The following is a 26,469-nucleotide window of genomic DNA, read 5'->3' as shown; positions in this document are numbered from 1 at the left end:
AACATTATGTCTTTGGAACATACGATTGATCAGCTACGAACGCTCAAATTGACCGGCATGGTGGCTGGCGTCGAACATCAACTCGCCCAATCCAGCTACGGAGCACTCGGCTTCGATCAGCGCCTTGGCCATCTGGTTGACGCCGAGGTGAGTCAGCGCGACAGCAAGCGCTTCACGCGCCTGATTCGCAATGCCAAGCTCAAGGTCTACGCCGAACCGGAGGCTATTGACTATCGTGTTGGGCGCGGGTTGGATCGATCGGTGATCGCGGATTTGCTGACCTGTGGCTGGATTGAGCACCGCCAAAACGTTTTGGTCACTGGACAAACAGGTACTGGAAAGACCTGGTTGGCATGTGCCCTGGCCGTACAAGCCGCACGCCAAGGGATCACCGTAGGCTACCGGCGCGTAGGCCGCCTGTTGGAAGACATGGAGGTCGGGCATGCGGACGGCTCACTGGCCAAGCTTCGCAATCAACTCGCCAGGACCGGACTACTAATCTTGGATGATTTCGGCCTGACGCCGCTGAGCAGCCGCGGACGTGCAGATCTACTGGAATTACTCGATGACCGTGTCGGCTCTGGCGCCACGATTGTGGCTGGCCAGATGCCAGTGCAGGACTGGCATGCGTTTATCCATGACCCTGCTTTGGCTGATGCCATCATGGATCGACTGATTCACAGCAGCCACAAACTAGCGCTCAAGGGTGAATCCATGCGAAAGACGAAGGTGGCCAAGTCCGGGAAGTGAAGATTGGCGGCGCTGTCCAGCGCTTCTGGCGCTCGCATCCAATTCATTTGGCGGCGGTGTCCAGTTCCGTCGCCGATGAGTGTCCAGTTGGTTGGCTTTTCGTACCACGCCGCGTGCAATCCCATTGCGCCACCACACTGTCACGCTCGCCCTTCACGAAGAAATGCGGATGACTGGCCGCAATGCCGGTGTCCAGCACCGCCCAGCCGATCTGCTGACCGCGCGCGCGATACGCGGTGCGCGCAGCATCGGCATGCAACACGTTGCCGGAGACGTTGATCAGCGCGCGCTTGCCGGCATCGCGCCACACGCGCCGGAATCCGAGTGCGCGGTAGCGATCCTGCAATGACTCGATCTCGAAGCGCGTCAACCGCGCCGAGACGAAACGCTGCAAGCCGTCTTCCAGTTCGATCGCCTCATCCAACGCGTCGCCGCTCAAGCCGGTGCTGCGTGCAGCGGTCTCGCGCAACTGCGCCAGCAGCAGCGCACGCGTGGCGGCCGGGTCGTTGCCGAGCAGGCGACGATCCAGTTCGATCAGCACTTCATGCCGATGCTCGGACCCATGCGCTTCCAGTTGCTCGCTGAGATCCTTGATCAGCACCGCGTTGGACACCGGCTGATCGAAGCCCATGCCGACGGCCTCACGCACCGCCGCACGCACCTGCGGAATCGACAGATAGCCCGAGCCCGAATGCGGGTTGTGCTGCCAATCCGGATTCAAGCGTGCGTCCGAGAGGTTTTCGAAACGTCCCTTGGCATTGGCGATGTCGTCGGTGAGATCCGGGTCCAGCGCGATCGGGTCGCGTGTTTCGGCCACGTTGATCCAGCGCCGCACGCACTCGGGAAACGGCAGCTTGCGCGTGCCGGTCCAGCGTTTGAACATGCTGCGCACTTGCGGCAAGCCCAGCGGAGAGCCCAGGGTCAGGAACAAGCTGACCTCGCACTCGGCGGCCTGTAGCTGGCGCAGCACATCGAAGGCGATCATCGAGCCCTGGCTGTGCGCGACCACCACGAACGGCCCGCCGCCCGAGCGCAACCGCTGCGCCAGGCTTTCGCGCATCAACGCCGCACGCTCGGGCACGAAGAACAGATCGTGCACGTCCTGCAGCAGCGCGGCAGAGATCAAGCGCAGCAGCACGCGGTTGATCGCATTGATCGGGCCTTTCGCCTGCACTTCACCAACGGCAGGCGTGGCGGACGCCATGTCCAGCTCGTCCAGCAAGCGATGCAGATCGCTGCGTTCCTGCTCGCTCTGCGCCAACGCATCGGCCAGCAGATGCAGATCCTGCTCGCCTGGCACCAACCCAAGCGTACTCAAGGCGCGCTGCACACTCTGATTGAGCGCGGGGCCGACATCGCGCGCCTCGCAACTGCCGGGCTCGGCGACCGGATACCGCTCGCGATTGACCCAGTACGCCAGGCGCGTGCGCTCGCCCATCGGCCGTCCGAACAAGGCCTTGTCCCATTGGCAGCGCAACACCTCGGCCGGCGGCTTGTTGCCGATGCCATGGATGTAGATCACCGTGCGCGCCTTGTCCTGCACGCGGCTCTTCGCCGTGGTCTGCGGCTGCGCGCTGCGCGCTGCACGTTTGCGCGCGAGTTGATCGGCAGTGGCCGCTGGTTTGCGGGGCGCTGCACGCGCCGGCCGTGGACGTGGGGGCTTGCTGGTCGCCATCGCTTCGCTCCTTCGTTTACAGATTGTTCCGTTCGGTACGGGACTGAAGCCACTGTAAGCGCTGCGTATCTCACCACTTGTGACAGGGCGCGCCGATCCCTACACTGGGCAGGTCAGCGTTTTGATGCTTTCCCCGGGGGTGCACTGGTTTCGACGGGGGTCGCGAAGTCGCTTGGCGCATGCCGAGGGGGCAGCTTTCCTCGTTAATCCAGCAGCAAACTCTTAGTTGCCAACGATGACAACTACGGTTCGGACTACGCTATCGCCGCTTAACTGGCTTTAGTTTTAGTTCTACAGCCGCCTAAGGCGAACCCCCGAACCTACTTGTGCCCGTGCTCGTAGATGTAGGGTCATTATCACGGAACCGTCGGTAGTGGCTGCCTGTCAGCTACCGGTTAGATAAAGCAGGCTGGTTTCCAGGTGCGCTTTGCCAACCGTGCTGCCTGGAAATGAGATCTAACGGAGGGCTAAGCATGTAGTGCTGGGGATGGAGTGCTTCCGGACGGCGGTTCGATTCCGCCCACCTCCACCATCTGATCGCGGAAAAGAGCAGTAATTGCTTGATTCTGCGAAGGTTAGGCCCGGGGTTTGATGTTCAGTTTGAGCCTGCGTTAGGTATCAAACGAGGTATCAAACCCCGTGCCGAAGCCTTATTTTTTGCGTCGCCCTGCTGGGCTCTATGTGCGCTTCTTCGTCCCGACCGACCTGCAAGCCCTCATCGGCTCCCGCTACCTTGTCCGTCCCGTTCGCTTGACCCTTGGTGATGCTGCCCGTCTGGCCGTGGCACGAACTGCTGTGGCACTCTCGGAAGCATTCGATCGGATGCGGCAAGGAGCGGGCATGCGTGACGATTTGCTGAGCCAGGCGCTGGCCGCGTTGCAAGGGAGCGACGCCAGCCCCTACACCATCAAAGTCGGTGGCGTAGAGCGACGCCCCCCCCCCCAATTTTGAGTAGCACCCCCAGTTTGGAGTCCAACTCCCTTCCCGAAGTCTCTTCGGACACTCGTTTCGTTGCTTCGGTATTCGCAGGACTCTGCATGGAAAAGCCGGAAACTTCTCATCTGGATGCTTGGCTTTCGATTCCTTGTAAAACGCACTACCCTGCTAGATGGTGAAGGCTTTAGGCAGACGGCCACAAGCGTCTCGCGCTGCGCGGGCCTCAGAACTTTTTTCATAGCGCATCCTGCAACATGACCTTGTCCAGGCTCAGATCGGCGACCAACTGCTTGAGCTTGCGGTTCTTTTCCTCAAGCTGGCGTAGCCGGCGCAGTTCGGCAATGCCGAGCCAACCAAACTTCTTGCGCCGCGTGTAGAACGTCGCCTGGCTAATGCCCATCTTGCGGCAGATTCCCTCGACAATGGTGCCGGTCTCGGCCTGCTTCAGAGCGAACGCGATCTGCTCTTCAGTGAACTTCGACTTCTTCATGGCGACAGGCCTCCTTGGGCCTGAGTGTCGCCGAATTTTCCAGTTCTGGCTGGTGCAAGTTAGAGGGAGGAGGTCAACTAGGGCCTGTTAACACATCCGAAGCCCATCAACGACTAGGACGAAGCTGAGGAATCCAAGGAACATGACATCTAGCTTCTCGAAGCGCGAGAAAATCCGGCGGTAGCCTTTCAAGCGACGGAACAGTCTCTCTACTTCGTTGCGCCGCTTGTACATCTCCCGGTTGTATTCCCAAGGCTCGACCCGATTGGATTTCGGTGGAACCACCGGAACGAAGCCAAGATCGAGCGCCAACTGGCGGGTTTCGTTGCCTTCATAAGCACGGTCCATCAACAAATGAATCGGCCGCTCCACTGGCCCGAGGTGTTCAAGCAACGCGCGGCCTGCAGGTGCGTCATGCACGTTGCCAGGCGTCAATCCAAAGGTGATGGCTGTTCGAGCATCTGCGGCAACCATATGAATCTTGGTGTTCCATCCACCGCGGGACTTGCCGACGGCCTGCGGGCCGTTTTTTTTAATGCACCCGTGCCATCGGGATGGACCTTGACGCTGGTGGAGTCCAGCGAGACTGCTTCGATTTTGATGCGCACGATCTGGGACTTCTGCAATTGGGCGAACATCCGGTCCAGCACACCCGCCTTGGCCCAACGGTTCATGCGTGTGTAGACCGTATGCCAGTTGCCAAAGCGCTTGGGTAGGCCGCGCCATTTGCAGCCATGCTCGGCAACGTAAAGGATGGCGTTGACCACTTGCAGGTTGGTCATGCTGACATTGCCGCGCTGCGCCGGCAGGCAGTGTTCGATCAGAGAAAATTGTGCTGGCGTGATCTCCATGCTCAATAGTTTAATCGCTCGGGCCATTAGTGTTAACAGGCCCTAGAAATTCGAAGCGTCCAAGCGGATCTTACTGATTGAGCAAACGCACTTGACGATTGAAAAAATCCGCGTCTTCGTCAACCAAACGCGACCAATCGACCTTTCCGCCCAGCACTTTTTCCAGGGCGGCGTTGGGGTATTGGCCAAAGCCCTGTTCTTCCAGGGATCGATATTGGCTCGCAAATTCAGCTTTGTGCTCGTGACTTAGCTCAAATAGTTTGACCGCGACAAGCCCCGCATAGAGGTAGTTGGTCAGATACATCGGATCTTCATAGAACAGTCGCTTTGTTGCCCAGGTCTCGGCCAACTCTGGATGCGCTTGAGGCCAGCGCTCATACCTTTGAAGCACAGCCGTTGTCAGGCGTGATAAGTCCGCTGCACTTTGCAAAGTCCCTGCCGCTTGGCTGTCGTAAAGATCGCGCTCCAACTGCGCCTCTTCGGCGGAGGTAAAAATTTGAAGCGCTATGTCGTCAAGCAGTGAGCGAAGATAGAACTCCCGTGCTTGTGGCGTCTTGGCCTCTTTGGCAAGTTGCTCACGCAGCAGTAGCTCGTCCAAGATCGCGAACGCTTCTATCATCCAAGAAGGCCCATTCCTCGTCAGAGGAGAGGTCTGAGCGTCATTCATCAGCTGCCCATGCACCGCATGCGCCGCCTCATGGATCAACTCCACATCACTTTCCAGATCGTCTCTTCGGTAGCCAACATAAAGCACCGAAGGCACTTCGGGAGCCGTGATCGAAAACGCATCCTTTGCTCTCGATCCGATTTCCGATGACAAGTCCATGCGCTGCTCTCGCGCATCAAGCACGCGCGATAGCTCTTCTGCATGATGCTTACCAAGCGGTGCGACCGCGCGCGTAGCCACTTGTCTGAGCTGGTCAACGGTAAGGTGGTGAGCAAAGGAACCGACCGGTGCGGACATGTCCCAAGGCTTATCACCCTTCACGGTCTGATACGCCTGCCAAGCACTGACGTGGCTTTCCACCTGAGCGAGCGTCTCAGTCACCTCATCGCGCGTCAATCCCATCGCGGCATAGTGCGCCTCGGGCGCATCTCGATAACCCCTCAACGCCGCCATCGCGTTCTCGCTTCGAACAATCCCGATGAGCGTCTGCCCCAAACGCTCAGATTGGGAATTCACGCCATCCCAGTAAGCCCGCCACGAGATGGCACGAACCTTACCATCTGGATTGCTCATCAATGTCTTGTTGTCGACGAAAGCGTTCAGGCGCTTTTGACCCGTCTCAACGCTTTCAAACGGCACCGCTTGAAGAATTTCCCTATATGCTCGGGAGAGCTGATCCACCTGGTCAGACAATGCATCAAAGGCGGCCTGCTGGTCCACTGACACCTTGTGATCTCGTGCGCGCTCAGCACGCGCCCGAAGAAAAGCATATGGCTGGGTCCACGCCTCGCTAGAGGGCGAGGAAAGCAACACCCCCCTCGCCTCAGAGGATGCGATCTCACAAAGATCATCAACCTCGTTCAGAGCTTTACGGGCCTGAGCATCTTGGGTATTTCGTGAACTCAGAAGTTCGTAGTAAGCATGGTGCCTGAGGCATTTGCCAAAGAGCTTTTCAAAGTTGGAAAAGCGCTCGGATGGATCTGAGGACTGAGGGCTTACCTTGGACAAAGCCAGGGACTTAGCAAGTCCCTCTCGCTGGGCCCTTTCGGCCTTTGCCGAGGCGAAGAAGGCATGCTCATCGGCTGCGTAGTCTTGCTGAGCAGCGTCAGCGGCACGCACATCGGTAGACCATAACAGTGCCAGTCCAACGCCACACTGAAAAAGGACCCTCAACCCAAGCGCGAACGGATCAGCCGGAATACTCATGCTTGGATTATAACGCCTTCTACACGGACCTCATCGTGACCACAGGCGCAGTCTTCGCTGCCTTACGAGCCGGAAGCCAAGCGGCAAGCTGACCCAGCGCGCAAACCAACACAAAGCCAGCAATAAGAAATGCACCAGGCACCTTCGGAGCACCATAATGCACAGATACCCACATGCTCAATGCCGCTGCCAGACCGCTACCGATCACCGCTCCCGCCCCTGTCAGAAGCATGTTCTCGGTCATGAAATACCTGCTGATGTCGATCGAACGCGCGCCGAGCGATCGCCGAATGCCGATATATCGATAACGCTGACGAACCCAGAAGCTTACTAGCCCATAGACCCCGATCACAGTGACCACCAACAGTGAAGCGCCAGCTGCTAAGAAGAGGTAAGCCATCATTCGATCACGCCGGAAGTAGCCGTGACGAAGCGCTTTGTAGCTCATGACCCGAGGGGTCATTCGATTTCGATCCAGGACTCGGATCCCTGCCTCTGCATCGCTCAGCACACTCTCTAACCGATCTGGGTCGGCTCGGATGGCATAAATGACGCGTTTGGCGTCCGGAACCAACGGCAAGAGCATCGATACATCGTTGCCTTGACCACTTCCCAGAAGCGGGCGGGAAAAATGGTCAACGACGCCTACGATGTGAACCGGATGCTCGCCATCGATGAAAATTGCCTTACCAAGCGCTTTCTCTCCTGGAAACAGCAACTGCGCTAAGTCCTTTGAGATGATGACCTCACCTGCGTCATAAAGCCCTGAGTAGTCATTACTGGCTGCCATGGGGACATAGGCATCTGGCGAGAAATCGCGCCCAGCCGAAAGCGCCACGCCAAGGGTTTGAAGTGCGCCGGGTGAAACGCTGTAAACCGATGGTTCAGCTTCAATCAGACCGTGAAGATCGTTTCGGTCTAGAAGCTTGTTGGTGATGCCAACGGTCCAGTTGTTTTGACTCAATGGCAGTGCGTCAACAGCGGCAACGCTTTGAACTCCGGGCACTTCTCGAAGGCGCTGCAAATCAGCAAGCACCTTGGATCGTGCGTCATCGCTACCTTCACCAAGGAACTCGGTCTCGACGACGCCAAGCCCCTCTTCACGCAGTCCCGTCTGGTAGGTCAAAAGTTCAACCCGATTAGCCAGCAATGAGGAAACATTGCTGATGACTGCCGTGGTGATGATGATCTGCAACAGGAAGACGGCAGAAATCAACCGATGCCGTTTCAGGCTACGCGCAATGACCGGGATCTCAGAGATGCTCATTCTGCCACCTTGATCTGCATGGCCATTCGACCAGAGGCGGTTCGAATGGCTGGAAACGCGGCGGCCGCGAGACTCGATAGGCAGGCGAAAGCCAGGGTTGCTGCCACCATGGTCAGATCCAGGTGCGCTAACGCCGCATAGTCTTCTGGCTGCGCCCTAACCACCGATAGCCCAACTTGACAGACGACAAGTGCGCCTAGCCCTCCTAGTGCCCCAATCAGGAGAGACTCGGTGCAAAGCTGCGCCATAATATCAATCCTGCGAGCCCCCAGCGCCCGGCGCACCGCTACTTCATGCGTTCGCCGGATGAAACGTGAAAAAAGCAGAGCACAGATATTGACCATGCAGACGATCAGGAAGCCGATGGCCAACGCCAATTGGAGCTTCACATCATCCGGCACCACCTGACGCCGGATTAGAAAATCTTCAAGCCCCTCCAAGCGAGCAGGGCTACGCCGCTCAAAACGACCAGCATCTGCTTGCTGCTCCACGTAGCTTTGAAGCTGCTCCAAGTAGCGCTGTTGCGCGGCCTGATCAAGATAGACCCAAAGTTGCAGCCAAGCGGTTGAGGGGCTTTCCATCTTGTTGGACTCGTCGCCCCGCGCCCACGAGAACATGCTCGAACTGACACTGAGCTTGTCATCAATCGCTGTATGGAGTGGGATGTAAAAGTCGTCTTGCCCCTTAAAGATGTCCTTTTGCAGATCAGTATGAAAGCGCGGCTTCGGTGCCCAATCGCGCGAAATTCCCACGATGCGAAACGCTTTTGCACCCAGTTGAAGGCTTTTTCCGACTTCTCCGGCCTGGCCGAGGCGCTTTCTAAACGACTCACTGATCACTACCAGTGCTGCTCGCGACTGCTCTTCTTCATCGGTCCAAGATCTACCCTGGCTCAGATTAATCCCAAACATATGAAAGATGCCGGGGGTTGCATACTGCCCATCAACAAAAAATGGCGAATCCACTCCATCTTGAGCCACCACCAGCAAGTGACCTGTGGCCATTGCAGCACTTGACGGTGCAGGAAGTCTGCGCATGATCTCTTTCGCATCGACCCAAGTCACTGAGTTGCGAGGATCGAGCGACGCTTTCGCTTCATAAGAGCGAGGCAAAGGATCGAAGTAGGGATGAAACAGATACGCGCTGCGACCTGGCATGGGGTCCCATGACAGCACCCGAACCACCGTGAGCATCGTCATGCTTGCGCCCACGCCCAGAGCAAGTGCAACGACCAGCGCCAAGGTCATCGCCTTAGACGCCAACAGGTTTTGCTTTGCCAAAGTCAGGTAGTAGCTAAACATTGCACCCCGCATCTAGTGGAAAAAAGTCACGCCCGCTGCCTGAATATCGATGGGCTCAATCCTCAACCAGGCAGTGCTATTTTGCGCGCGATCGCTCGTTTCGATTAGGGATGGTCTGATCAACGGCATCGGAGGATGAGCCTAACCACATCGACCAGGCTGACGGCGCTCAGATCCTCGATTTTTTTGCCGTTTCCGGCGCGTTTGCAGGGTGTTGCCCGGGTTACAGGCGCACGTTCCCCATCGTCGGCAGTAACTGCTTTCGCTTCATCCACAGGTTCGTTAGGTGCATGAGGCGAAACGACGAGCGCCTTACCCTCGTTTCAAGCCGCTGGACTTCAAGCTCATCGAGCTCCTTGGTGAGCCCTGAGGGCAATCGTCCCTGGTTGAGATGCTCCACTATCTTTTCAAGCGCCAGATAGCTCAACCGATGCGTTGAAGCGCTATCGACGAAGATGGACGAGGTCTCCTGCATGACCGGAAGAAAAGCACTCAGCAACGCCTGTATGCACTCAGGCGAATGATTGAAGTCCGAGAAAACCATGTCGATCCCTGATTGGAAGGCATCATCCGATGCCACTTCATCCATGGCGATATCGCCTCGATGAATGACCACATGCTCCTCTGCACCCACCCACGACAGCAGACTTCCAATGAAGGCATTAAAGCCATCCAAGCCTTCTTGCCGGTCTGCAAACGAGTTCAGGGGTTCAGACAGACCACTAAGGAACTTCTTTGAAGGCTCACTGATGTAATGGGACCCGTTGTCATAGGTGTGCAAAACACCTCTTCCCGCCTCCTTCATCGCAGCCGCTATCCAAGCGGTGGAAACACCGAGCCCTGTTCCAAGCTCGACGACAATTGCTGGCTTCTCTCGCTTGACCAAGCTGTAAAGCAACACGCAAAGATCTTCGCTTCCGTAAAGCCAACCCATCTCCTCACGAATTCGAAGAAGCTGTTCAATGGACGATCCGAGGCGCAGCATCGGCAAGACTCCTTACAGCATCAAGGTGAGGGGGCACCAGCCAATTGCTCAGCATCGATTGGAATGCGGGCTCTTCTGCCACCGAGAGGAGATGCGGCGAGAACGCATAAAAGCGCAACGATCGATCTTCTGCATAGAGCAGCACTTCACCGGCTTCAGCACAAAAAACGCGCTTGGCAGCATCAACCACTTCATTGACTTGCCCAAGATCCACATCCACGCGCTCCCGGGGCCAAAACACCTCCAAAGCGTCGCCAGCAAAGCAAGCGATCAATGGCACCCCCTTCGGGGCCTCCACGAAGAACTGATGTCTCTTGGCCTCATCAGGACTCAGGTGACGCTCAACTTTCCAATCAAAGAGCGACCACACCGATTTTTGCAAAGGGCAAGCCAAAGCCGAGATGTCAGGATGTTCGTAACCAAAGCCATACTCGAAAGCGGGAGTGCTCAGATCGGGCAAAAAACGCTTCATCTCAAACCATTGTGCGTTTAAGGGGAGAAGCGACCGCGACACCCCTCTGACTCCGGTGTCATACGACACCCTACTTCCGAGCTTCAAAAGATCCTGCAGGCGGACATGGAACCAGCGCTCATCGACGCCCCAGGCGGACAGGCAAGATGAAAGCTCAGTTCCAGATAGGGTGAAGGCGCGGTTGATGATTTTGGCGCCCGCAAACATCGCTTCAATGTCTGCTGTTGTCGCTATATCGAGCACCTTGGGCCAATCTCGGCGCGACAAGAGCGGAATCAGCTGGTCAACATGGATGCAAGCGATCTCCGGGTTCGCCTCATCCAGCGCCTTCAACGCGATCGGATCATTCCGGTCTGAGTAAAGCACAACGGTTGTTGCGTTCATACTGCTGCCTCGTATCCGTATTCGCGCTGCATGTCTGCCTGCATCATGTCGACCATGCTGCCGATGTCCTCATTGAGCGGCGCAGTGGACATCAGGCGCTGGCTCAGTGGCTGCTGAATGAGAAATCCCGATGCGCAAACTGCCAATCGCTTATGCACATGCGCAACGGCACTTTTGGCAAGGTTTTTTGAGTTTGCTAGATGACTTCTCAGAAGACGGTGGCAAATGTAGTAGACAAAAACCGCATGAATGAACGATGAGTTCGGGATCTGGTTCCCAGACCAAGGAGACACCACGCGATGCTTGTAGTCGTTGGCGACAAAAAATCCGTGGGCAAGCTCCCACGCAGCGAGGAAGTTGTGCGTGCTTTCGTGCATTAAGCTCTCCATGCACGCTTCAACGCTGAGTTCATCCCGATGGATGTTGAGCAATCTGAGCGAACCCGGTTGCCTTGGCACATGCTCAGACCCGTAGTGCTTGGGTCCTTGGTCGGATCGCTCTTGCGACTTGCGCACTACGATGCGCCTAACGAAGTTTCGGATGATCAAGCCATAAAGCGGCTCCGCTTCGTCAATCAAACGCAGACTTTCAGCAATCTTCGTGCGAACTGCGTGCCGTTCGAAATCGTCAAGCGGCAAATAGGCCTGACTAAGCACGCCTGAGCGCGGCTCGTAGTTCGTGGCAACGGGACTATCAAAGTCAACCGCAATGCACTCGCCCACACTTTGAACCTTTTCAAGGCTCCAGTCGCCTCCACTTGATCGATTGGCATAAGTGTCGCCAAGGGGGCTGTAAACCTGCCATTGGCGAGACTCAGCCAAATATTTGCTCACATGCCCCTTGCTTAGCTCTTCAATAGCATGTTCGCGACAAACCATGTCATGAAGGAGCGCAAAGTTCCGCGCTAATTCCCATGCATCTTGTTGTTCAGATCTTCCGGTGCTGATCTTGCGCTGGGCAGCTTCAATGGCCAGGTAGCATTCGCAAAACTCTGAACTCAGAAGGAGACGCGCCTGGCGATCGGGCGGCATAGATATATAAAATTGATAAATCGCTTCGAGAAACTTTTCGTCACCCCGACCCTTTAGCGCCTCTTGGAGACGCATGCGCATGCGGTTCAGCCGCGCCCACATAATGCCTTCTATCACTTCACCGGTATAAGCCGACACCGTGGTGAGTTCCATGAGACAGAGAGGACGAGCGATGGCAATACTTGGGTTGTTCAATACGGCATTCATGGCACCTCACTTCCCTGAGAAGTTCTTGAGCAACACCGAGGAGCCTCACTTGGGCCCCTCGGTGATCACGCTTGGATCAAACGTCGAAGCGACCCGATTCGGCTTGACGACCAGCCGTTGTAGCCGACGCAATGGCATGATGGTGATGCGAGCCAATGGAGTCGTCGTGATGGCCATCGGCCGCCGCCAGAAGGTTGCCAGCCTTTGCGGTTTGCTCGAATTCGTTCATGGCCAAGTCGTGAAGCGACGTCAACGAGGCAGCGGTTTCAAGCGCGGCGTTTGCGCTCGGATCCACAGTGGTTCCAGCCAGAGCAGCTCCTGCAGTCGAGCCGACGACAAGCAACGTCAGCACGGAGAGCGTTTTGGTGAGATTGCGATGATCATTCATGGCGAGCGATTAGTCCTTTAACGAAGAGTGGCAGCTTAAGAATCAAACATCAAAGCGCGAAGCTGCGTCACTCACTTTCACGCCATCGGTGCTGGCAATGGTGTGATGGTGATGAGAACCAATAGAATCCGAATGGTGACCATCGGCTGCGGCCAATAGAGAGTCGGGAGAGGCAAACTCCGCCATTCGCAGACTTTCGAGACTAGCGTTTATCGCCGTCGCTGATTCGAGGCTTTGAGTCGCGGTGGAGGGAGCTTCCGACGCTGCGGCCGAACCGGCTGCACCCGCGATGATCAGCGCTAAAGACGAGATCGCTCTGCTAGTGATGCTCTTGCTCATTTTATTCCTTCCTTTGGCATTGGGGTTTTGCGGTGAAAGCCTTGACATTTGCTTTACTCGCTTGTCGATCTAAGTCCAGCTGAAATCATTGATCAAGCTTTTTGCTGTGCTGCGCACAGCAAGGCCAGCTGCACCGCTTCGACTCGCCGTGGATGCTCTAGGGATGGTCTGATCAACGGCATCGGAGGATGAGCCTAACCACATCGACCAGGCTGACGGCGCTCAGATCCTCGATTTTTTTGCCGTTTCCGGCGCGTTTGCAGGGTGTTGCCCGGGTTACAGGCGCACGCTCCCCATCGTCGGCAGTAACTGCTTTCGCTTCATCCACAGGTTCGATAGCGCAAACAAGGTCAGCACCTGCGCGGTGTTCTTGGCCAGGCCGCGATAGCGGACCTTGGTGTAGCCGAACTGGCGCTTGATCACCCGGAATGGATGCTCCACCTTCGCGCGCACGCTGGCCTTGAAGTGTTCCCAACGTCTTTCCCGAGCACGCTCGCGTTTGTTGCCGAGGGCTTGCATCGTCGAGGGCCTGGCGGCGATGAAGAATGCAGCCTTGCAGGCCTGCAGTTCTTCGCGTTTGTCCGCACCGGTGTAGCCGCTATCGCCGAACACGCTGTCTTCTTTGCCATGCAGCAACGTGTGCATCACCGTGACATCGGCGACGTTGGCGGCTGTGCAATGGACGTGGTGCACCAACCCGGAAAATTCATCCACGCCGATGTGCGCCTTCATCCCGAAATACCACTGATTGCCCTTCTTGGTCTGATGCATCTCAGGGTCGCGCGCGTTGTCGGCATTCTTGGTCGAACTGGGCGCCGCGATCAGCGTCGCATCGACGATCGTGCCCGACCGCAGGCTCTGGCCCTTGCGCGCCAGATGCGCGTTGACCGCTTCCAGCATCCGCGCGGCAAGGCCATGGGTCTCCAGCAGGCGCCGAAAGTTGAGAATCGTGGTCTCGTCCGGAACGTTGTCCAAGCCACCGAGCTGGGCAAACCGCCGCAAGGTCGGGATCTCGTGCAGTGCTTCTTCCATCGCCGGATCGCTCAGCGCATACCACTGCTGCAGCAGATGAATCCGCAACATCGTCGCCAGTGCGTACGGCTGCCGACCTGGCCGGCCCGATACCGGATAGTGCGGCGCGATCAGACCGAGCAGTTGCTGCCACGGAACCACCTGCTCCATCTCGGCCAGAAAGATCTCGCGCCGGGTCTGCTTGCGCTTGCCCAGGCCCTCAGCGTCACCGAACGTCAGTTGCATGGATCACTCCTCAACATCAGGCGGGTAGTGTCGCGTATCTGTGGTGCGTTGTTCAGAGGTTCCCTAGATCAACGAGCATCTATAACGCTGTGATACGCCCAGGGTTTCCCAGACATCTCAAGGCCATGGAAAATGGTCGATTCGGAGGTGCCTATGAGCAGCAAGCGATATACGGATGAGTTCAAGATCGAGGCGGTCCGGCAAGTGACTGATCGTGGGTTCAAGGTGGCAGAAGTCGCCGAGCGGCTGGGTGTCACGACGCACAGCCTGTACGCCTGGCTGCGCAAGTTCGGCAAGCCTGGCGTGGTGCATCGCGCCGAGGTGGACCAGAGCGCCGAGGTTCGGCGGCTGAAGGCAGAGTTGCGTCGAGTGACCGAGGAGCGCGACATCCTAAAAAAGGCCGCCGCGTACTTTGCCAAGGGGTAAAGGCAAAGTACGCCTTCATGCAAGCCCACTGCGGGGAATTCAGGGTGTGTGCAATGTGCCGGGTATTGCGGGTCAACCGGTCCGGCTATTACGCCTGGTTGTGCTCGCCCAACAGTGAGCGCGCCAAGGAAGATGATCGCTTGCTTGGACTAATCAAGCACCACTGGCTGGCCAGCGGCAGTGTCTATGGGCATCGCAAGATCACCACGGATCTGCGCGATCTAGGTGAGCGTTGTAGTCGCCATCGGGTGCATCGGCTGATGCGCACCGAGGGACTGCGTGCCCAGGTGGGCTATGGTCGCAAACCGCGCTTCCATGGAGGGATGCAGTGCAAGGCGGCTGCCAACCTGCTTGACCGACAGTTCGACGTGACGGAGCCGGACACGGCCTGGGCGAGCGATTTCACCTTCATCCGCACGCATGAAGGCTGGATGTATTTGGCTGTTGTGATCGATCTGTTTTCCAGGCAGGTCGTCGGCTGGGCGATGCGCGATCGGGCCGACACCGAGTTGGTCGTGCAGGCCTTGTTGTCTGCGGTGTGGCGGCGCAAACCCAACGCTGGTTGCTTGTTCGGCCTGCTCAAACGCGAGCGGATCAGGCGGCGGACCTATCCCACCAAGGACGCCGCTCGCGCCGAGGTATTCGACTACAGCGAGATGTTCTACAACCCCAACCGCCGCCACGGTTCAACTGGCGACTTGTCCCCTGTAGAGTTTGAACTGCGCTACGCGCAACGAGGGTCTTGAGTGTCTACGGAACCCTGGGCGTATCAATTAGAGATAAAGCTCAGCTTTCTCCAAAAGAGCCACAACGCTGGCAAGGAACGAAACAGGAAGGTGCTTTGACAGCTCAAGCATCCTGCCCTCAAGGTGATATCTTGAACCGCGCGACGAAGCGACCGGAGATGACTCTTCGTCACCCCCTGTTAGCCAATCGATGGTGACGTCCAATGCAAGACTGAGCGAATGGAGATGTTGAAGATTAGGCGCAAAGCTTTCGCTTCTTTCCCAGTGCCCAACCGTTGCACGATTCACGCCAAGCAACTTCGAAAGCTCGGTCTGGGACAGCCCTCGATCAGTGCGTGCCGATCGGATCCGATTTGAGATTGAGCTCGTCAAACCAACGCCTCCTTGTGCAGACAAGTCCCGCCGCGCCGCTTTTTCCTGTCTGGAGGCTAGTAGCATCTGCCGCTTCTGTCAAACGCGTACGACACAAGTTTGCCGCTTACTAGGCCAGTTTTCTCCAAATGGCCGTCATATGAGTGTTGCGAATTTAGTAATATTGAAGGCAAAAGATCCCAGCTCTCTAAAGCCAACAATCGGCACCCGAATTCAAGTCAGGGTGCCTTTGGGGATAGGTGCCATCTCCGCTTGCGACACGCCAGCCTTGACGGCGTCACGCTCGTCTCACTGGGCATTCGCGCGGTCATCAAAGATCCACAAGGACATAGGGTCGAGGGGACTTCGTCTTCTCACCCAAGTAGCCCACCAATGCTTGGATGGTCGACTTCTTGATGACATAGGTCTTGGACAAGGTGCGGCCCTTCAAGGTCGCCAATTACGCATGTCGCGCCTTCCCAAGCGTCATTGGCTCAAGGGTCGAGCCGAGCGTGGCGGCATACGCCGCCACGGCCAGCGGCGACCCCGGCAGTGGGACTGGTCGTTCCCCCTCCGAGCCGAGGCCTTCGTGGAGTTCTCGAAACAGCCTCACGCCTTTGGTGCTGTCGATTTGCCAACGCTCATGCACCGTCCCGCCTGGCGTCCTGGTTCGATGCAAGGTCAGGTTGCGGAAGGGTGTTGCAGCAGAGGCGGATGCCACCAATGCGGAAGCGTCTGCCTGACTGCGGTGGTCCAACCCGTCGTCCCGCAACCGCGCGAACAGCCGCTCGTAGTGCGATGCCAAGGTGGCCGCTCGCAACTGCGCCTCTTCCAAAACGGTCGTGTGCAAGGTGCGCTTGATCGCCTGCAAGCCGAGCAGCGGCTGTAGGTCAGCAGGAACCCGCTGCCAAAACGACCATCGACCCGAGGGCAACGAACGCGATAAATACTGAGGGATACGCCCCGGCTGCGCGCTGCTTTGCCTCTCTTGGAGCTCAGGTTGAGCTCCGAAGACGACGAGAGCGCGGAACGATCAACCTCTCAAACCGAGTGCGGGGGCAGCACTATCGCCGGAGGCAACTGGTGGTCAAGGTTGCGTCTTCGCTTTGCGCGAGCCGCTGTCAGCAGCCGTGGAATTGGCTTATCGCCAAACCCTGAGGCGTCGGTCTTGGAGTGCTGCAAGCCAAGACGCGGCAGCAAGCTGGACTGCTGAGCAGGCATCTCAGAATGGGCTATCGATCAAGCTGTGCAGCCGACTGGCTTGCTGCACCTGATCAGCAACGCCATTCCCCACTTCCTCAGCTCAGGACATTAGGTATCATTTGAGGTATCAAAGCAGGATCAGCTGGAAGACCCGAAATGCTTTAGGGTCAATGACTTGCGTAAGGGCGTCTTCAGGCTCCGCCCACCTCCACCAAACAACGGTCCTAAGACGACCGACTAAGGCCGGGGCTCTCGATGCAGAGGGTTCTCGGCCTTTTTCATGGACGCTACAAGGTCGTCGGATCGACGGCCCATCCGATGAAGCGCCCTGCGCTGCGCATTGCGTCAGATAGTGACGTGGCCCGTCTATTCGGGGGCCATGGTCGGCGCGACCGCGATCTGTGGCGAGCTTGCCTCCACGGGCAAGGCATCGCCGCGCAATCGATCGAAAAGCTGCAGTAATTCGGTGGCTTCTTGCTGCAGCAGGACCAGGGCGCTCTTGTTGGGCTCTTCCATCTCACGCTCCTCTGGAGACACTCCCCAGCATCTTGATGCAATGGGAGCAAGCCTCGTGCCAGCGTCGTGGCTGCAGGCAGACGTGTGCTGTATTCGCACCACACAGAATCGGGGACATCAGCGTGGGAGTTGTGGCGCCGAGCACCAGCACAATCGATGGGCAGCAGCATTCAACGAGTGACCAAGACGTGTGGGCGGCGCCAATGTGCCACGCGATATCGACGCACCGTTCTCGGCACGCGCCTCACTGTCACTACCGGAATTCTGAACGAACGGTCAAACGAGGTGAAGCGTAGGCACGCGCTTTGCATCAGCCTCTACCAGACGATCAGTGTTGGGGAACACGGTGTTGACCAAAAAAGCAAAACGCCATGCCGCCGGGGCTTTACTGCTCGGCGGGGTGATCTTCGTGCTGATCGGTGTGGGCGGTTATTTCACCACGCAGCGTTCGCTTTCCGACGCCGGCTGGGTAACGCACACACAGGAAGTGATCGCCGCCATCGATGAAATCCAGGCCGGCATGCTGTCGGCGGAGTCGTCTGTGCGTGGCTATGTGCTGACCGATAACGAGGCATTTCTGGGCGTGTATGCCGATGCGATCGGACGCCTGCCCGAACGCATCGTGCGCCTGGAAGCGCTGGTACAGGACAACGTGGCGCAGGAGCGCAATGTCGTGCTGCTGCGGCGGTTGATGGACACACGCCTGGTGCAGATCAACGACTTGCTGCACAGCTACCGCGCAAACGGCCTGGATGGCGCACGTGCTTCGATTGCGCGCGGGGTGTTTCAGACCTCCTCCACGCTGCGTCGCCAGGTGCAGACCATGACCGAGCTGGAACGCCGCCAGTTGGTGACGCGTACCGAGACCAACCAAACCAGCGCGCAGTGGGTGCTGCGTAGCACCGTGATCGGCATCATCAGCGGGCTATTAGTGATGCTGCTTGCCTACCGCCTGCTGTCGCGCGAACTGGAACGACGCGTGCGTGCGGAAGACGAGGCCAGCAGCACCAGCGAGCGACTGGTGGAGTCGTTCGCCGCACTCGAACGCACTTCCGCCGGGCTGGAGGCGCTGTCGCGCTATTCGGGGCTGCTGCAGAACTGTCGCGATGCCGAAGAAGCACTGGAAATCACCGCGCGCACGATTGCGCCGTTGATCCCCGGTGCCTCTGGCGCGGTCTACCTGCTGCGCGCCTCGCGCGATCGCGCCGAGCCGGTGGTCACCTGGGGCGCGATGGCTGACGACGACAGTGCCAGCATTGCGCCGCACGACTGTTGGGCGCTGCGTCGCGATCGCACGCATGTGGTGGAGGACATCAGTCAGGGCATGGTCTGCCAACATGCCGGCGCCAATCTTCCGGCGCATGCGAGCACGGTCTGCATTCCGTTGTCGGCGCAAGGTACGCAATTGGGCATGCTGGCGTTGCGCAGCGAGGATCCGCGCGAACTGACCTCGTTGACCGTGGCCGAAGCGGCCGCAGAACAACTCTCGCTGGCGCTGCACAACCTGCGTTTGCGCGAGACGCTGCGTCAGCAATCCATCCGCGATCCGCTGACCGGTCTGTACAACCGCCGCTATCTGGAAGAGGCGCTCAACCACGAACTGGCACGCTGCACGCGCCGGGCGCTGCCGTTGTCGGTATTGATGCTGGACGTGGACCATTTCAAACAGTTCAACGATCTGCATGGGCACAGTGGTGGCGATCGCGTGCTGGCGGCGATTGGCGAATTCCTGCTGACGCAGATGCGCGGCGAAGACATCTGCTGCCGCTATGGTGGCGAAGAATTGACCATCATCCTGCCGGAAGTGGATCTCCCCACCGCCAGCAAGATGGCCGAGAAGTTGCGCGTGGGCATCGAGGCCTTGCAGGTCATGGCCGACGGGGTATCGCTACCCAAGATTACCGCATCGTTTGGTGCGGCCAGCTTCCCCGAGCATGCGGGCAATGCAATGCAGCTGCTGCGGCGTGCGGACGAGGCGCTCTACCGGGCCAAACAGGCTGGGCGCAATCAGGTGGTGAGCGCAGGCGCTTCGACTGCCGCAGTGTAATCGTCGATCAGCTGCAACAAGGCGCACTGTAGCCAGGAATGCGATCTGCAGATGCTGCCTCTCGGTCAGGTCGCACCTACCTGACTGCCGTACCCTAGTATTGCCAACCATGCAGAGCAAGACTCAAACGCAGGCCTGTCCGTCTTCGTCGGTTGGAATCAGGCCGGCGCCGGCAAGCATTGCATCGACGCGGGTCCGCACATAGGCGGCATCCTCGGGCTCGACGCTGCTCAGCAGGGCTTCGGCGCGCGCCTGGAAATCGAGATAGTCGAAATCCGCATCATCATCGGCCGACAGCTGCGGCAATGCATCCTGCAACGCATCCAGACGCGTCTCGAGTTCTTCGCGGGTAGGCATGGCAGACTCCAATGGCAGAGCGGACACGGTTGCGGCAAGGCCGTCAACAAGGTGCGAAGTCCTGCCCTGCAATGCTTCATCTTCCTACCCGATGCAGCGGCACTGCACGCTCAATTTCCACAGTGCGCAGCCGATAATGATGCCGACTCCTATAGAACCTTCCCTGTGATCCTCCACCTGCGGCGGGATTTCCGCCTCGGCATCGTCAAGATGCTTGGGCCAATCACCGCGCTGTTGCTCTGCCTCTATGCGGTGTACCTGGCCATGACCGGTCAGGTCGTCGCCTGCCTGATCACCGCAACGCTCGGTGTGCTTGCGGTATGGCGCGGCTGGCAGATGCGCAGTGCCGACCGCACCGGTGTGGGCGGGGTGTGGCTGGCATCGATCAATGTGAGCGGGTGCCTGGTGGCGTGCTGGACCGGCGGCGATGGCGCGCTGCCCTGGCTGTTTCCGGTGCTGGCGACCAATTATTTTCTATGCGGACCGCAACGTGCGGTGCTGCTCAGCCTGCCGCTGTTGGCGGCACTGTTGTTGTTGCCCGGTTTGATCGTCAGCCCTGGTCAAGGCGTGTCGACGGTCGTGGTGACCTTGGTGACGCTGACGGTGGGGTATGCGTTTTCGCTGCGCATGCAGGACGACCGCGTGCATCTGGAAGAGCTGGCATCGCTGGATGCGCTCACTGGTTTGCCCAACCGACGCATGCTCGAACGCGCGCTCACCCATCAGATCGATCAGCGGCAACCGCATGATCGGCTCAACAGCCTGATCATCCTGGATCTGGATCATTTCAAGGAGGTCAACGATCTGTACGGGCATGCCGCAGGCGATGCCGCACTCTCGGATCTGGCCACCATCCTGCGCTACGAGGTACGCGATCCGCATCAGGTGTTCCGCTTCGGCGGCGAAGAATTCGTGGTGTTGTTGCGCGCCGGCTCGCTGCAGGAACTGGAAGCGGCGACCGAGCGCCTGCGCAAGGTCATTCGCAATGGCCTGCGCGGCCCGGGTGGACGTATCACGGTGTCGCTGGGTGCGGCCCGCCACGATGGCGAAACGCATTGGCAGGACTGGTTTTCACGCGCCGATGCGGCGCTGTATCTGGCCAAGAACGGCGGCCGCGATAGCGTGCGGGTTGCCGACTGACCCAGCGGTTGCGGGGCGACACCTTGGCCGCCCCGCATGCCTGCTTCAACGATTGACTACAGCCACCGGTACCGCAGGCGCTTCGCCCTGCTTCCAGCCGCCCAGCGCTTTGTAGACACCGACCACACCAACATTCACTGCCGCTTCGGCCTGTGCCAACGCATCGTCTGCGGCCAGCTGGGTGCGCTGTGCATCCAGCAGCGTGAGGAAGTCTTCCGAGCCCTCGCGGTAGCGGATCTGCGCCAACTGTTCGGCACGCCGCGCGGCGTTGGCCTGCTCCACCACGATCGCCAGACGCGCCTGTTGGCGGCCGTAGCCGATCAGTGCGTTCTCGGTGTCTTCCAACGCCAGCAACACGGCCTGCTGGTATTGCGCCAACGCGCCTTCGGCCTGCGCCTTGCTGGCACGCAAGCGCGCACGCACGGTGCCGAAGTCGAACGCTGCCCAGCTGATCGACGGGGTGATCGACCAGGCCTTGCCACTGCCCTCGGTCAGCCTGGCCGCATCGCCGGACAGGAAGCCGACAAAGCCGCTCACGCTGATGCGCGGGAACAGGTCGGCAGTCGCGACGCCAACCTGCGCGGTGGCTGCCGCCAGGCGCCGTTCGGCACTGCGCACGTCCGGTCGCTGACGCAGCAGCCCGGCGGTGTCGCCCAGCGGCAACGCACGTGCGAACGCGGGCGTGGTGCGCGGTACCAGGGTCGCATCCAGCGCGTCCGGCGCCTGGCCGAGCAACACGGCCAGACGGTGGCGGTATTGCGCCTCGGCGGTTTCCAGCAACGGAATATCCGCCTCGATCGCCTTCAGCCGCGCCAGGCTGCTCTGCACTTCCAGCTCGCTGCCGGCGCCCAGGTCCCAACGCGTCTGCGTCAGTTTCTGGGTGTCGTGCAGGTTGGTCAGCGTGCGCTTGGAGACATCCAGCTGCTTCTGCGTACCGCGCAACTCGAAGTAGTTGCGGGCCACTTCGGCTGCGACCGTGACCTGCACGTCGAGCAAACCGGCTTGCTCGGCTTCCAGATCGGCACGCGCCGCTTCCGACGCACGTCGCTGACGACCGAATAGATCCAGTTCCCAGGCCGCATCCAGACCCAGGGTGGTCTGTTCGGTGAGGAAACGCTGATTGCCGGCGATCACCTGCTGTTGTTCGCGGCGATCGAAGCTGCCCTGCGCAGTGATGTGCGGGGCCTGGTCCAGACGACGTTCGACGAACACCGCACGCGCCTGCTTGACGCGCGAGACGGCGATGCGCAGATCGTGGTTGGCAAACAAGCCATCGCGCACCAGTTGCTCCAGCACCGGGTCGTCGAACTGCGACCACCAGTTGCCGACCGGCGACTCGGCACTGTAGGCCGCGTCCTGCGCGCCCTGCAGCGTCACCGCGGCGGGCGGGTCGGGCCGGTAATCCGGGCCGACCGCACAACCGCTGAGCACCAGCGCGGCCAGTGCCACGCTCAAGAATGTCCTTACCATGGCAACACGTCTCCCATATACGTAAAGCTGCCGGTGGCGCCGTGTGCGTCGAGCAGCGCCATCTGCACGCTGCTGTGCGCGCCCTGCTCCACTTCGATCTCACCGTTACCAGCGTTCATATCGGTTTTGACGTAGCCCGGATGCACGCTGTTGACCTTGATGGCGGTGTCGCGCAGCTCATAGGCCAGATGCACGGTCCAGCTGTTCAGCGCGCTCTTGGAGGCGTTGTACGCAGGAACCTTGGCGTCGTAGATCGGCGAGCCGGGTTGGCTGTGCAAGGTCAGCGAGCCGAGCTGGCTCGATACGTTGACGATGCGCCCGGCCAGCGAACGTCGCAGCAGCGGCAGGAACGCCTTGGTCACGCCGACCACGGCGAACAGATTGGTGTCGAAGGTGCGCTTCCACACCTCCAGACTCTGCTGCGACGGCGTGCGCTGCATGTCGTCGATCAAGATGCCGGCGTTGTTGATCAGGATGTCCAGGTGGCCATGACGCTGTTCCACCGTGCCCACTGCTGCGGCGATGCTGATGTCGTCGTTGACGTCGAGCTGGATGGCTTCCACCGGCAGGCCCTCGGCCTGCAGCTTGACCGCGTCATCGCGCTTGCGGCCGGCCAGCAGCGTGTGCACGCCGGCCTGGGCCAATTGCCGAACGGTTTCCAGACCAATGCCGCGGGTGGCACCGGTGACCAGTGCAATTTTGCTGTTGCTCATTTCAAGATCCTTCGAATGGATGGAATGCACCGCGGCGCTTATGCATTGACGGGTTCATGCGAGACGGCAGCCGGCGCGGCGGGTTGTTCGCCACGGGTCACCCACTTGCGCAGGGCCACGTAGAACACCGGGGTCAGGAACAGGCCGAACAAGGTCACACCGAGCATGCCGGCGAAGACGGTGATGCCGGTGACCGAGCGCACTTCGGCGCCAGCGCCATGACCGAACACCAGCGGCACGGTGCCGGCGATGAAGGCGATGGAGGTCATCACGATCGGGCGCAGACGCAGGCGGCAGGCTTCCAGCGCGGCTTCGACGATGCCCTTGCCGTGCATTTCGAGTTCGCGGGCGAACTCCACGATCAGGATCGCGTTCTTGCACGCCAGGCCCATCAGCACCACCAACCCCACCTGCACGAACACGTTGTTGTCGCCACCGGTGAGCCACACGCCGAACAAGGCGGATAGCAAGGTCATCGGCACGATCAGGATCACCGCCAGTGGCAGCGTCCAGCTTTCGTACAACGCGGCCAGCACCAGGAACGCCAGCAACACCGCCATCGGGAACACGATCAACGCCGAGTTGCCCTGGATGGATTGCTGATAGCTCAGATCGGTCCACTCGATGTTCATGCCGTTGGGCAACACCTTCGGCGCCATGCCGGCCAGCGTCTGCATCGCCTGTGTGGACGAGAGCACACGCGGATCAGCTTCACCGATCAGATCGGCAGCCGGATAGCCGTTGTAGCGAATCACTGGGTCCGGGCCATAGGTCTGGCCCAGCGTGACCATGCTGCCGATCGGCACCATCTGCCCGCGATCGTTGCGGGTGCGCAGGTTGGCGATGTCTTCGACGCTGTCGCGGAACTGTCCATCGGCCTGGGCGATCACCTGGTAGGTGCGACCGAAGCGATTGAAGTCGTTGATGTAAGACGAACCCAGATAAGTCTGCAGCGTGTCGAACAGATTGGTCAGCGGCACGCCCTGCGCCTTGGCCTTGTCGCGATCGACCTTGGCGTCGAGCTGCGGCACGTTGGCCTGATACGTGCCGATCGGGAACTGCATGCCCGGCGTTTGCGAGATCGCACCGGACATCGCATTGACCGCACTCTGCAACTGGCCATAGCCCAGACCGGCACGGTCCTGGATATAAAGCGAGTAGCCCGAGCCCTGCCCCAGACCCAGAATCGGCGGCGGCATGAACGCAAACGCAAAGCCCTGCTGGATCTGGCTGATGCGTGCGTTGATCTCCGCGTTGATCTGCTCGGCCGTGCGGCTGCGCTGGCTAAACGGCTTGAGGGTGAGGAACACCGTGCCGGTGTTGGGCGTGTTGGTGAACTGCAGCGGATTCAGGCCCGGGAACGCGATCGCATGGTCCACGCCTTCGGTCTGCAGCGCGATCTGGGTGATCTGACGGATCACCTCATTGGTGCGCTCCAGCGATGCGCCTTCCGGCAGTTTGGTACCGGCGATCAGATACAGCTTGTCCTGAGTCGGAATGAAGCCACCCGGCACCACCTTGAACATGAAACCGGTGGCCACCAGCAGCAGCAGATACACCATGAACACCGCACCGCGCTTGCCCAGCGCACGCGACACCGCGCCCTGATACTTGTTGGAGCTGGTGTTGAAGAAGCGATTGAACGGACGGAACAACCAGCCGAACAAACGATCGATCAATCGCGTCGGGCCATCCTTGGGTGCGTCGTGGGCCTTGAGCAACATGGCCGCCAATGCCGGCGACAGCGTCAACGAGTTGATCGCCGAGATCACCGTGGAAATGGCGATGGTCACCGCGAACTGCTTGTAGAACTGGCCGGTCACGCCCGACAGGAACGCCATCGGCACGAACACCGCGCACAGCACCAGCGCGATGGCGATGATCGGCCCGGACACTTCGCGCATCGCCTGATGCGCAGCAGCCAACGGGGCCAGCCCTTCTTCGATGTTGCGCTCGACGTTTTCCACCACCACGATCGCATCGTCGACCACGATGCCAATCGCCAGTACCAGGCCGAACAGGCTCAGCGTATTGATCGAAAAACCCAGCAGATACAGTGCGGCAAACGTACCGACCACCGATACCGGCACTGCCAGCAACGGAATGATCGAGGCGCGCCAGGTCTGCAGGAACAGGATCACCACCAGCACCACCAGCAGCACCGCTTCCAGCAGCGTGTGCACCACCGCGCTGATCGAGTCGCGTACGAACACGGTCGGGTCGTACGCAGCCGACCACGCCATGTCCTGCGGGAACTGCTTTTCCAGCTCGGCCATCTTGGCGCGCACCGCATCGGACAATTCGATCGCGTTGGCACCCGGCGACTGGAACACGCCCATGCCCACAGCGTTCTGGTTGTCCAGCTGCGAGCGCAAGGTGTAGTTGCCGGCACCCAGTTCCAGACGCGCCACATCCGACAGGCGCACGATCTCGCCGCTGTTGCCGCTGCGGATCACGATGTTGCCGAACTCTTCTTCGGTGGTGAGGCGGCCCTGCGCGTTGATCGAGAGCAGGAAATCGCTCTTGTTGGGCATCGGCTCGGCACCGAGCTGACCGGCGGAGACCTGCACGTTCTGCTCGCGGATCGCGGCGACCACGTCGCTGGCAGTGAGCCCGCGTGCGGCGACCTTGTCCGGATCCAGCCAGATGCGCATGGCGTAATCGCCCGCACCGAAGATCTGGATCTGGCCCACGCCCGGCAGGCGCGACAGCTCGTCCTTGACCTTCAGCAACGCGTAGTTGCTCAGGTACAACGAGTTGTACTTGCCTTTGGGCGAGGTCAGATGCACGACCATGGTCAGCGTCGGCGACTGCTTCTGGGTGGTGACACCCTGGCGCCGCACGTCCTCGGGCAGACGCGCCTGCGCCTGGCTGACGCGGTTCTGCACCTGCACTTGCGCCTGGTCCGGATCGGTGCCGGGCTTGAAGGTCACGGTGACCACCAGCACGCCATCGGAGCCGGCGACCGACTTCATGTACATCATGTCTTCCACGCCGTTGATGGCTTCCTCAAGCGGCGTGGCGACGGTCTCGGCGATGACCTTGGGATTGGCGCCCGGATACACCGCACGCACCTGCACGCTCGGCGGCACCACTTCGGGGTACTCGCTGATGGGCAGCAGCGGCATGGCGATCAGGCCGGCAGCGAAAATGATGATCGACAGCACCGCGGCAAAGATCGGCCGGTCGATGAAAAAACGGGAAAAGTCCATTGGGGTGGTCCTGAAAGAGGTTGCCGCCAGGTGGCGGCGCGGCACAGCAGCCCCGAACCGGCCTTTTAGAAAGACCGGTGCT

General features: G+C 59.6%; 20 protein-coding genes, 1 other RNA gene and 4 pseudogenes. 5 read left to right on the top strand and 20 right to left on the bottom strand.

All coding sequences use genetic code 11. The features are described 5' to 3' along the window. Positions 1 to 6 precede the first annotated feature (6 nt). Complete coding sequence (gene istB, locus NMB96_RS14130; RefSeq protein WP_053051498.1) at positions 7 to 750, top strand: IS21-like element helper ATPase IstB; 744 nt, start codon at positions 7 to 9, stop codon at positions 748 to 750. A gap of 58 nt (positions 751 to 808) precedes the next feature. Here the strand turns inward: istB and NMB96_RS14125 are convergent. Beyond that, a pseudogene (locus NMB96_RS14125) lies at positions 809 to 2,425 on the bottom strand (lipase family protein); the annotation flags it as partial. Positions 2,426 to 2,560: 135 nt separating this feature from the next. Here NMB96_RS14125 and ssrA point away from each other — a divergent pair. Continuing rightward, positions 2,561 to 2,957, top strand: a transfer-messenger RNA (tmRNA) gene (ssrA, locus tag NMB96_RS14120). A 506-nt stretch (positions 2,958 to 3,463) separates the two neighbouring features. Here the strand turns inward: ssrA and NMB96_RS14110 are convergent. From NMB96_RS14110 to NMB96_RS14055, 12 genes and pseudogenes are all read right to left on the bottom strand, one after another. After that, positions 3,464 to 3,559, bottom strand: a pseudogene (locus tag NMB96_RS14110) (histone-like nucleoid-structuring protein); the annotation flags it as partial. Further along, positions 3,559 to 3,851, bottom strand: a pseudogene (locus NMB96_RS14105) (transposase); the annotation flags it as partial. The pseudogenes NMB96_RS14110 and NMB96_RS14105, both read right to left, overlap by 1 nt. Positions 3,852 to 3,938: 87 nt before the next feature. Further along, a protein-coding gene (locus NMB96_RS14100) for an IS5 family transposase (protein ID WP_095574585.1) occupies positions 3,939 to 4,702 on the bottom strand; the annotation gives its coding sequence in 2 pieces (ribosomal slippage) (positions 3,939 to 4,387 and positions 4,387 to 4,702; 765 coding nt in all). A gap of 70 nt (positions 4,703 to 4,772) precedes the next feature. Continuing rightward, on the bottom strand, positions 4,773 to 6,575 hold the full coding sequence (locus tag NMB96_RS14095; RefSeq protein WP_183086831.1) for a M3 family metallopeptidase: 1,803 nt from the start codon (positions 6,573 to 6,575) through the stop codon (positions 4,773 to 4,775). 19 nt (positions 6,576 to 6,594) lie between these two features. After that, positions 6,595 to 7,842, bottom strand: a complete 1,248-nt coding sequence (locus NMB96_RS14090; RefSeq protein ID WP_023905873.1) for an ABC transporter permease — start codon at positions 7,840 to 7,842, stop codon at positions 6,595 to 6,597. Continuing rightward, positions 7,839 to 9,143 (bottom strand): ABC transporter permease, encoded by a 1,305-nt coding sequence (locus tag NMB96_RS14085; RefSeq protein WP_043889958.1) that lies wholly within the window; start codon positions 9,141 to 9,143, stop codon positions 7,839 to 7,841. Before NMB96_RS14085 ends, NMB96_RS14090 begins: the two co-directional genes overlap by 4 nt. A 223-nt stretch (positions 9,144 to 9,366) precedes the next feature. Further along, positions 9,367 to 10,128: a class I SAM-dependent methyltransferase gene (locus NMB96_RS14080; protein WP_255085063.1), complete on the bottom strand. Its 762-nt coding sequence runs from the start codon at positions 10,126 to 10,128 to the stop codon at positions 9,367 to 9,369. Next, complete coding sequence (locus NMB96_RS14075) at positions 10,103 to 10,984, bottom strand: hypothetical protein (protein WP_023905876.1); 882 nt, start codon at positions 10,982 to 10,984, stop codon at positions 10,103 to 10,105. Before NMB96_RS14075 ends, NMB96_RS14080 begins: the two co-directional genes overlap by 26 nt. Further along, entirely contained in the window at positions 10,981 to 12,222 is a 1,242-nt protein-coding gene (locus NMB96_RS14070) for a hypothetical protein (protein ID WP_023905877.1), read from the bottom strand. The genes NMB96_RS14075 and NMB96_RS14070 overlap by 4 nt, the downstream gene beginning before the upstream one ends. Positions 12,223 to 12,298: 76 nt before the next feature. Next, positions 12,299 to 12,610 carry a hypothetical protein gene (locus NMB96_RS14065; RefSeq protein ID WP_023905878.1) on the bottom strand — a complete coding sequence of 104 codons (312 nt, stop codon included), beginning with the start codon at positions 12,608 to 12,610 and terminating at the stop codon, positions 12,299 to 12,301. Between the two features lie 42 nt (positions 12,611 to 12,652). Then, positions 12,653 to 12,949, bottom strand: coding sequence for a hypothetical protein (locus tag NMB96_RS14060; protein ID WP_152025623.1), 297 nt, complete (start codon positions 12,947 to 12,949; stop codon positions 12,653 to 12,655). 276 nt (positions 12,950 to 13,225) lie between these two features. Next, entirely contained in the window at positions 13,226 to 14,206 is a 981-nt protein-coding gene (locus tag NMB96_RS14055) for an IS5 family transposase (protein ID WP_183086603.1), read from the bottom strand. Between the two features lie 153 nt (positions 14,207 to 14,359). On the opposite strand from NMB96_RS14055, the pseudogene NMB96_RS14050 reads away from it, so the two are divergent. Beyond that, positions 14,360 to 15,378 (top strand): annotated as a pseudogene (locus tag NMB96_RS14050) (IS3 family transposase). 27 nt (positions 15,379 to 15,405) lie between these two features. Here the strand turns inward: NMB96_RS14050 and NMB96_RS14045 are convergent. From NMB96_RS14045 to NMB96_RS14035, 3 genes are all read right to left on the bottom strand, one after another. Next, a complete protein-coding gene (locus NMB96_RS14045; RefSeq protein WP_084217855.1) occupies positions 15,406 to 15,816 on the bottom strand; it encodes a helix-turn-helix domain-containing protein in 411 nt (136 codons plus the stop codon). 373 nt (positions 15,817 to 16,189) lie between these two features. Beyond that, positions 16,190 to 16,663, bottom strand: coding sequence for a DUF6538 domain-containing protein (locus tag NMB96_RS14040; protein WP_310888848.1), 474 nt, complete (start codon positions 16,661 to 16,663; stop codon positions 16,190 to 16,192). A gap of 635 nt (positions 16,664 to 17,298) precedes the next feature. After that, positions 17,299 to 17,448, bottom strand: coding sequence for a hypothetical protein (locus NMB96_RS14035; protein ID WP_023903525.1), 150 nt, complete (start codon positions 17,446 to 17,448; stop codon positions 17,299 to 17,301). A 346-nt stretch (positions 17,449 to 17,794) separates the two neighbouring features. On the opposite strand from NMB96_RS14035, the gene NMB96_RS14030 reads away from it, so the two are divergent. Further along, complete coding sequence (locus NMB96_RS14030) at positions 17,795 to 19,495, top strand: sensor domain-containing diguanylate cyclase (RefSeq protein ID WP_043889744.1); 1,701 nt, start codon at positions 17,795 to 17,797, stop codon at positions 19,493 to 19,495. 123 nt (positions 19,496 to 19,618) lie between these two features. On the opposite strand, the gene NMB96_RS14025 is transcribed toward NMB96_RS14030, so the two are convergent. Then, on the bottom strand, positions 19,619 to 19,924 hold the full coding sequence (locus tag NMB96_RS14025; RefSeq protein WP_043889115.1) for a hypothetical protein: 306 nt from the start codon (positions 19,922 to 19,924) through the stop codon (positions 19,619 to 19,621). 93 nt (positions 19,925 to 20,017) lie between these two features. Here NMB96_RS14025 and NMB96_RS14020 point away from each other — a divergent pair, with 93 nt between their 5' ends. Further along, entirely contained in the window at positions 20,018 to 20,992 is a 975-nt protein-coding gene (locus tag NMB96_RS14020) for a GGDEF domain-containing protein (RefSeq protein WP_023903522.1), read from the top strand. Positions 20,993 to 21,037: 45 nt separating this feature from the next. On the opposite strand, the gene NMB96_RS14015 is transcribed toward NMB96_RS14020, so the two are convergent. Genes NMB96_RS14015 through NMB96_RS14005 form a run of 3 tightly spaced genes read right to left on the bottom strand, consistent with a single transcriptional unit; the run spans position 21,038 to position 26,387 of the window. After that, a complete protein-coding gene (locus NMB96_RS14015) occupies positions 21,038 to 22,462 on the bottom strand; it encodes an efflux transporter outer membrane subunit (protein WP_023903521.1) in 1,425 nt (474 codons plus the stop codon). After that, positions 22,456 to 23,175: an SDR family oxidoreductase gene (locus NMB96_RS14010; RefSeq protein ID WP_255085061.1), complete on the bottom strand. Its 720-nt coding sequence runs from the start codon at positions 23,173 to 23,175 to the stop codon at positions 22,456 to 22,458. The genes NMB96_RS14015 and NMB96_RS14010 overlap by 7 nt, the downstream gene beginning before the upstream one ends. 38 nt (positions 23,176 to 23,213) lie before the next feature. Next, on the bottom strand, positions 23,214 to 26,387 hold the full coding sequence (locus NMB96_RS14005) for an efflux RND transporter permease subunit (RefSeq protein WP_023903519.1): 3,174 nt from the start codon (positions 26,385 to 26,387) through the stop codon (positions 23,214 to 23,216). Positions 26,388 to 26,469 lie beyond the last annotated feature (82 nt).

The organism is Xanthomonas hortorum (assembly GCF_024339125.1).
GTDB lineage: Bacteria > Pseudomonadota > Gammaproteobacteria > Xanthomonadales > Xanthomonadaceae > Xanthomonas > Xanthomonas hortorum.
This window is presented reverse-complemented; position numbering and strand designations above follow the sequence as displayed.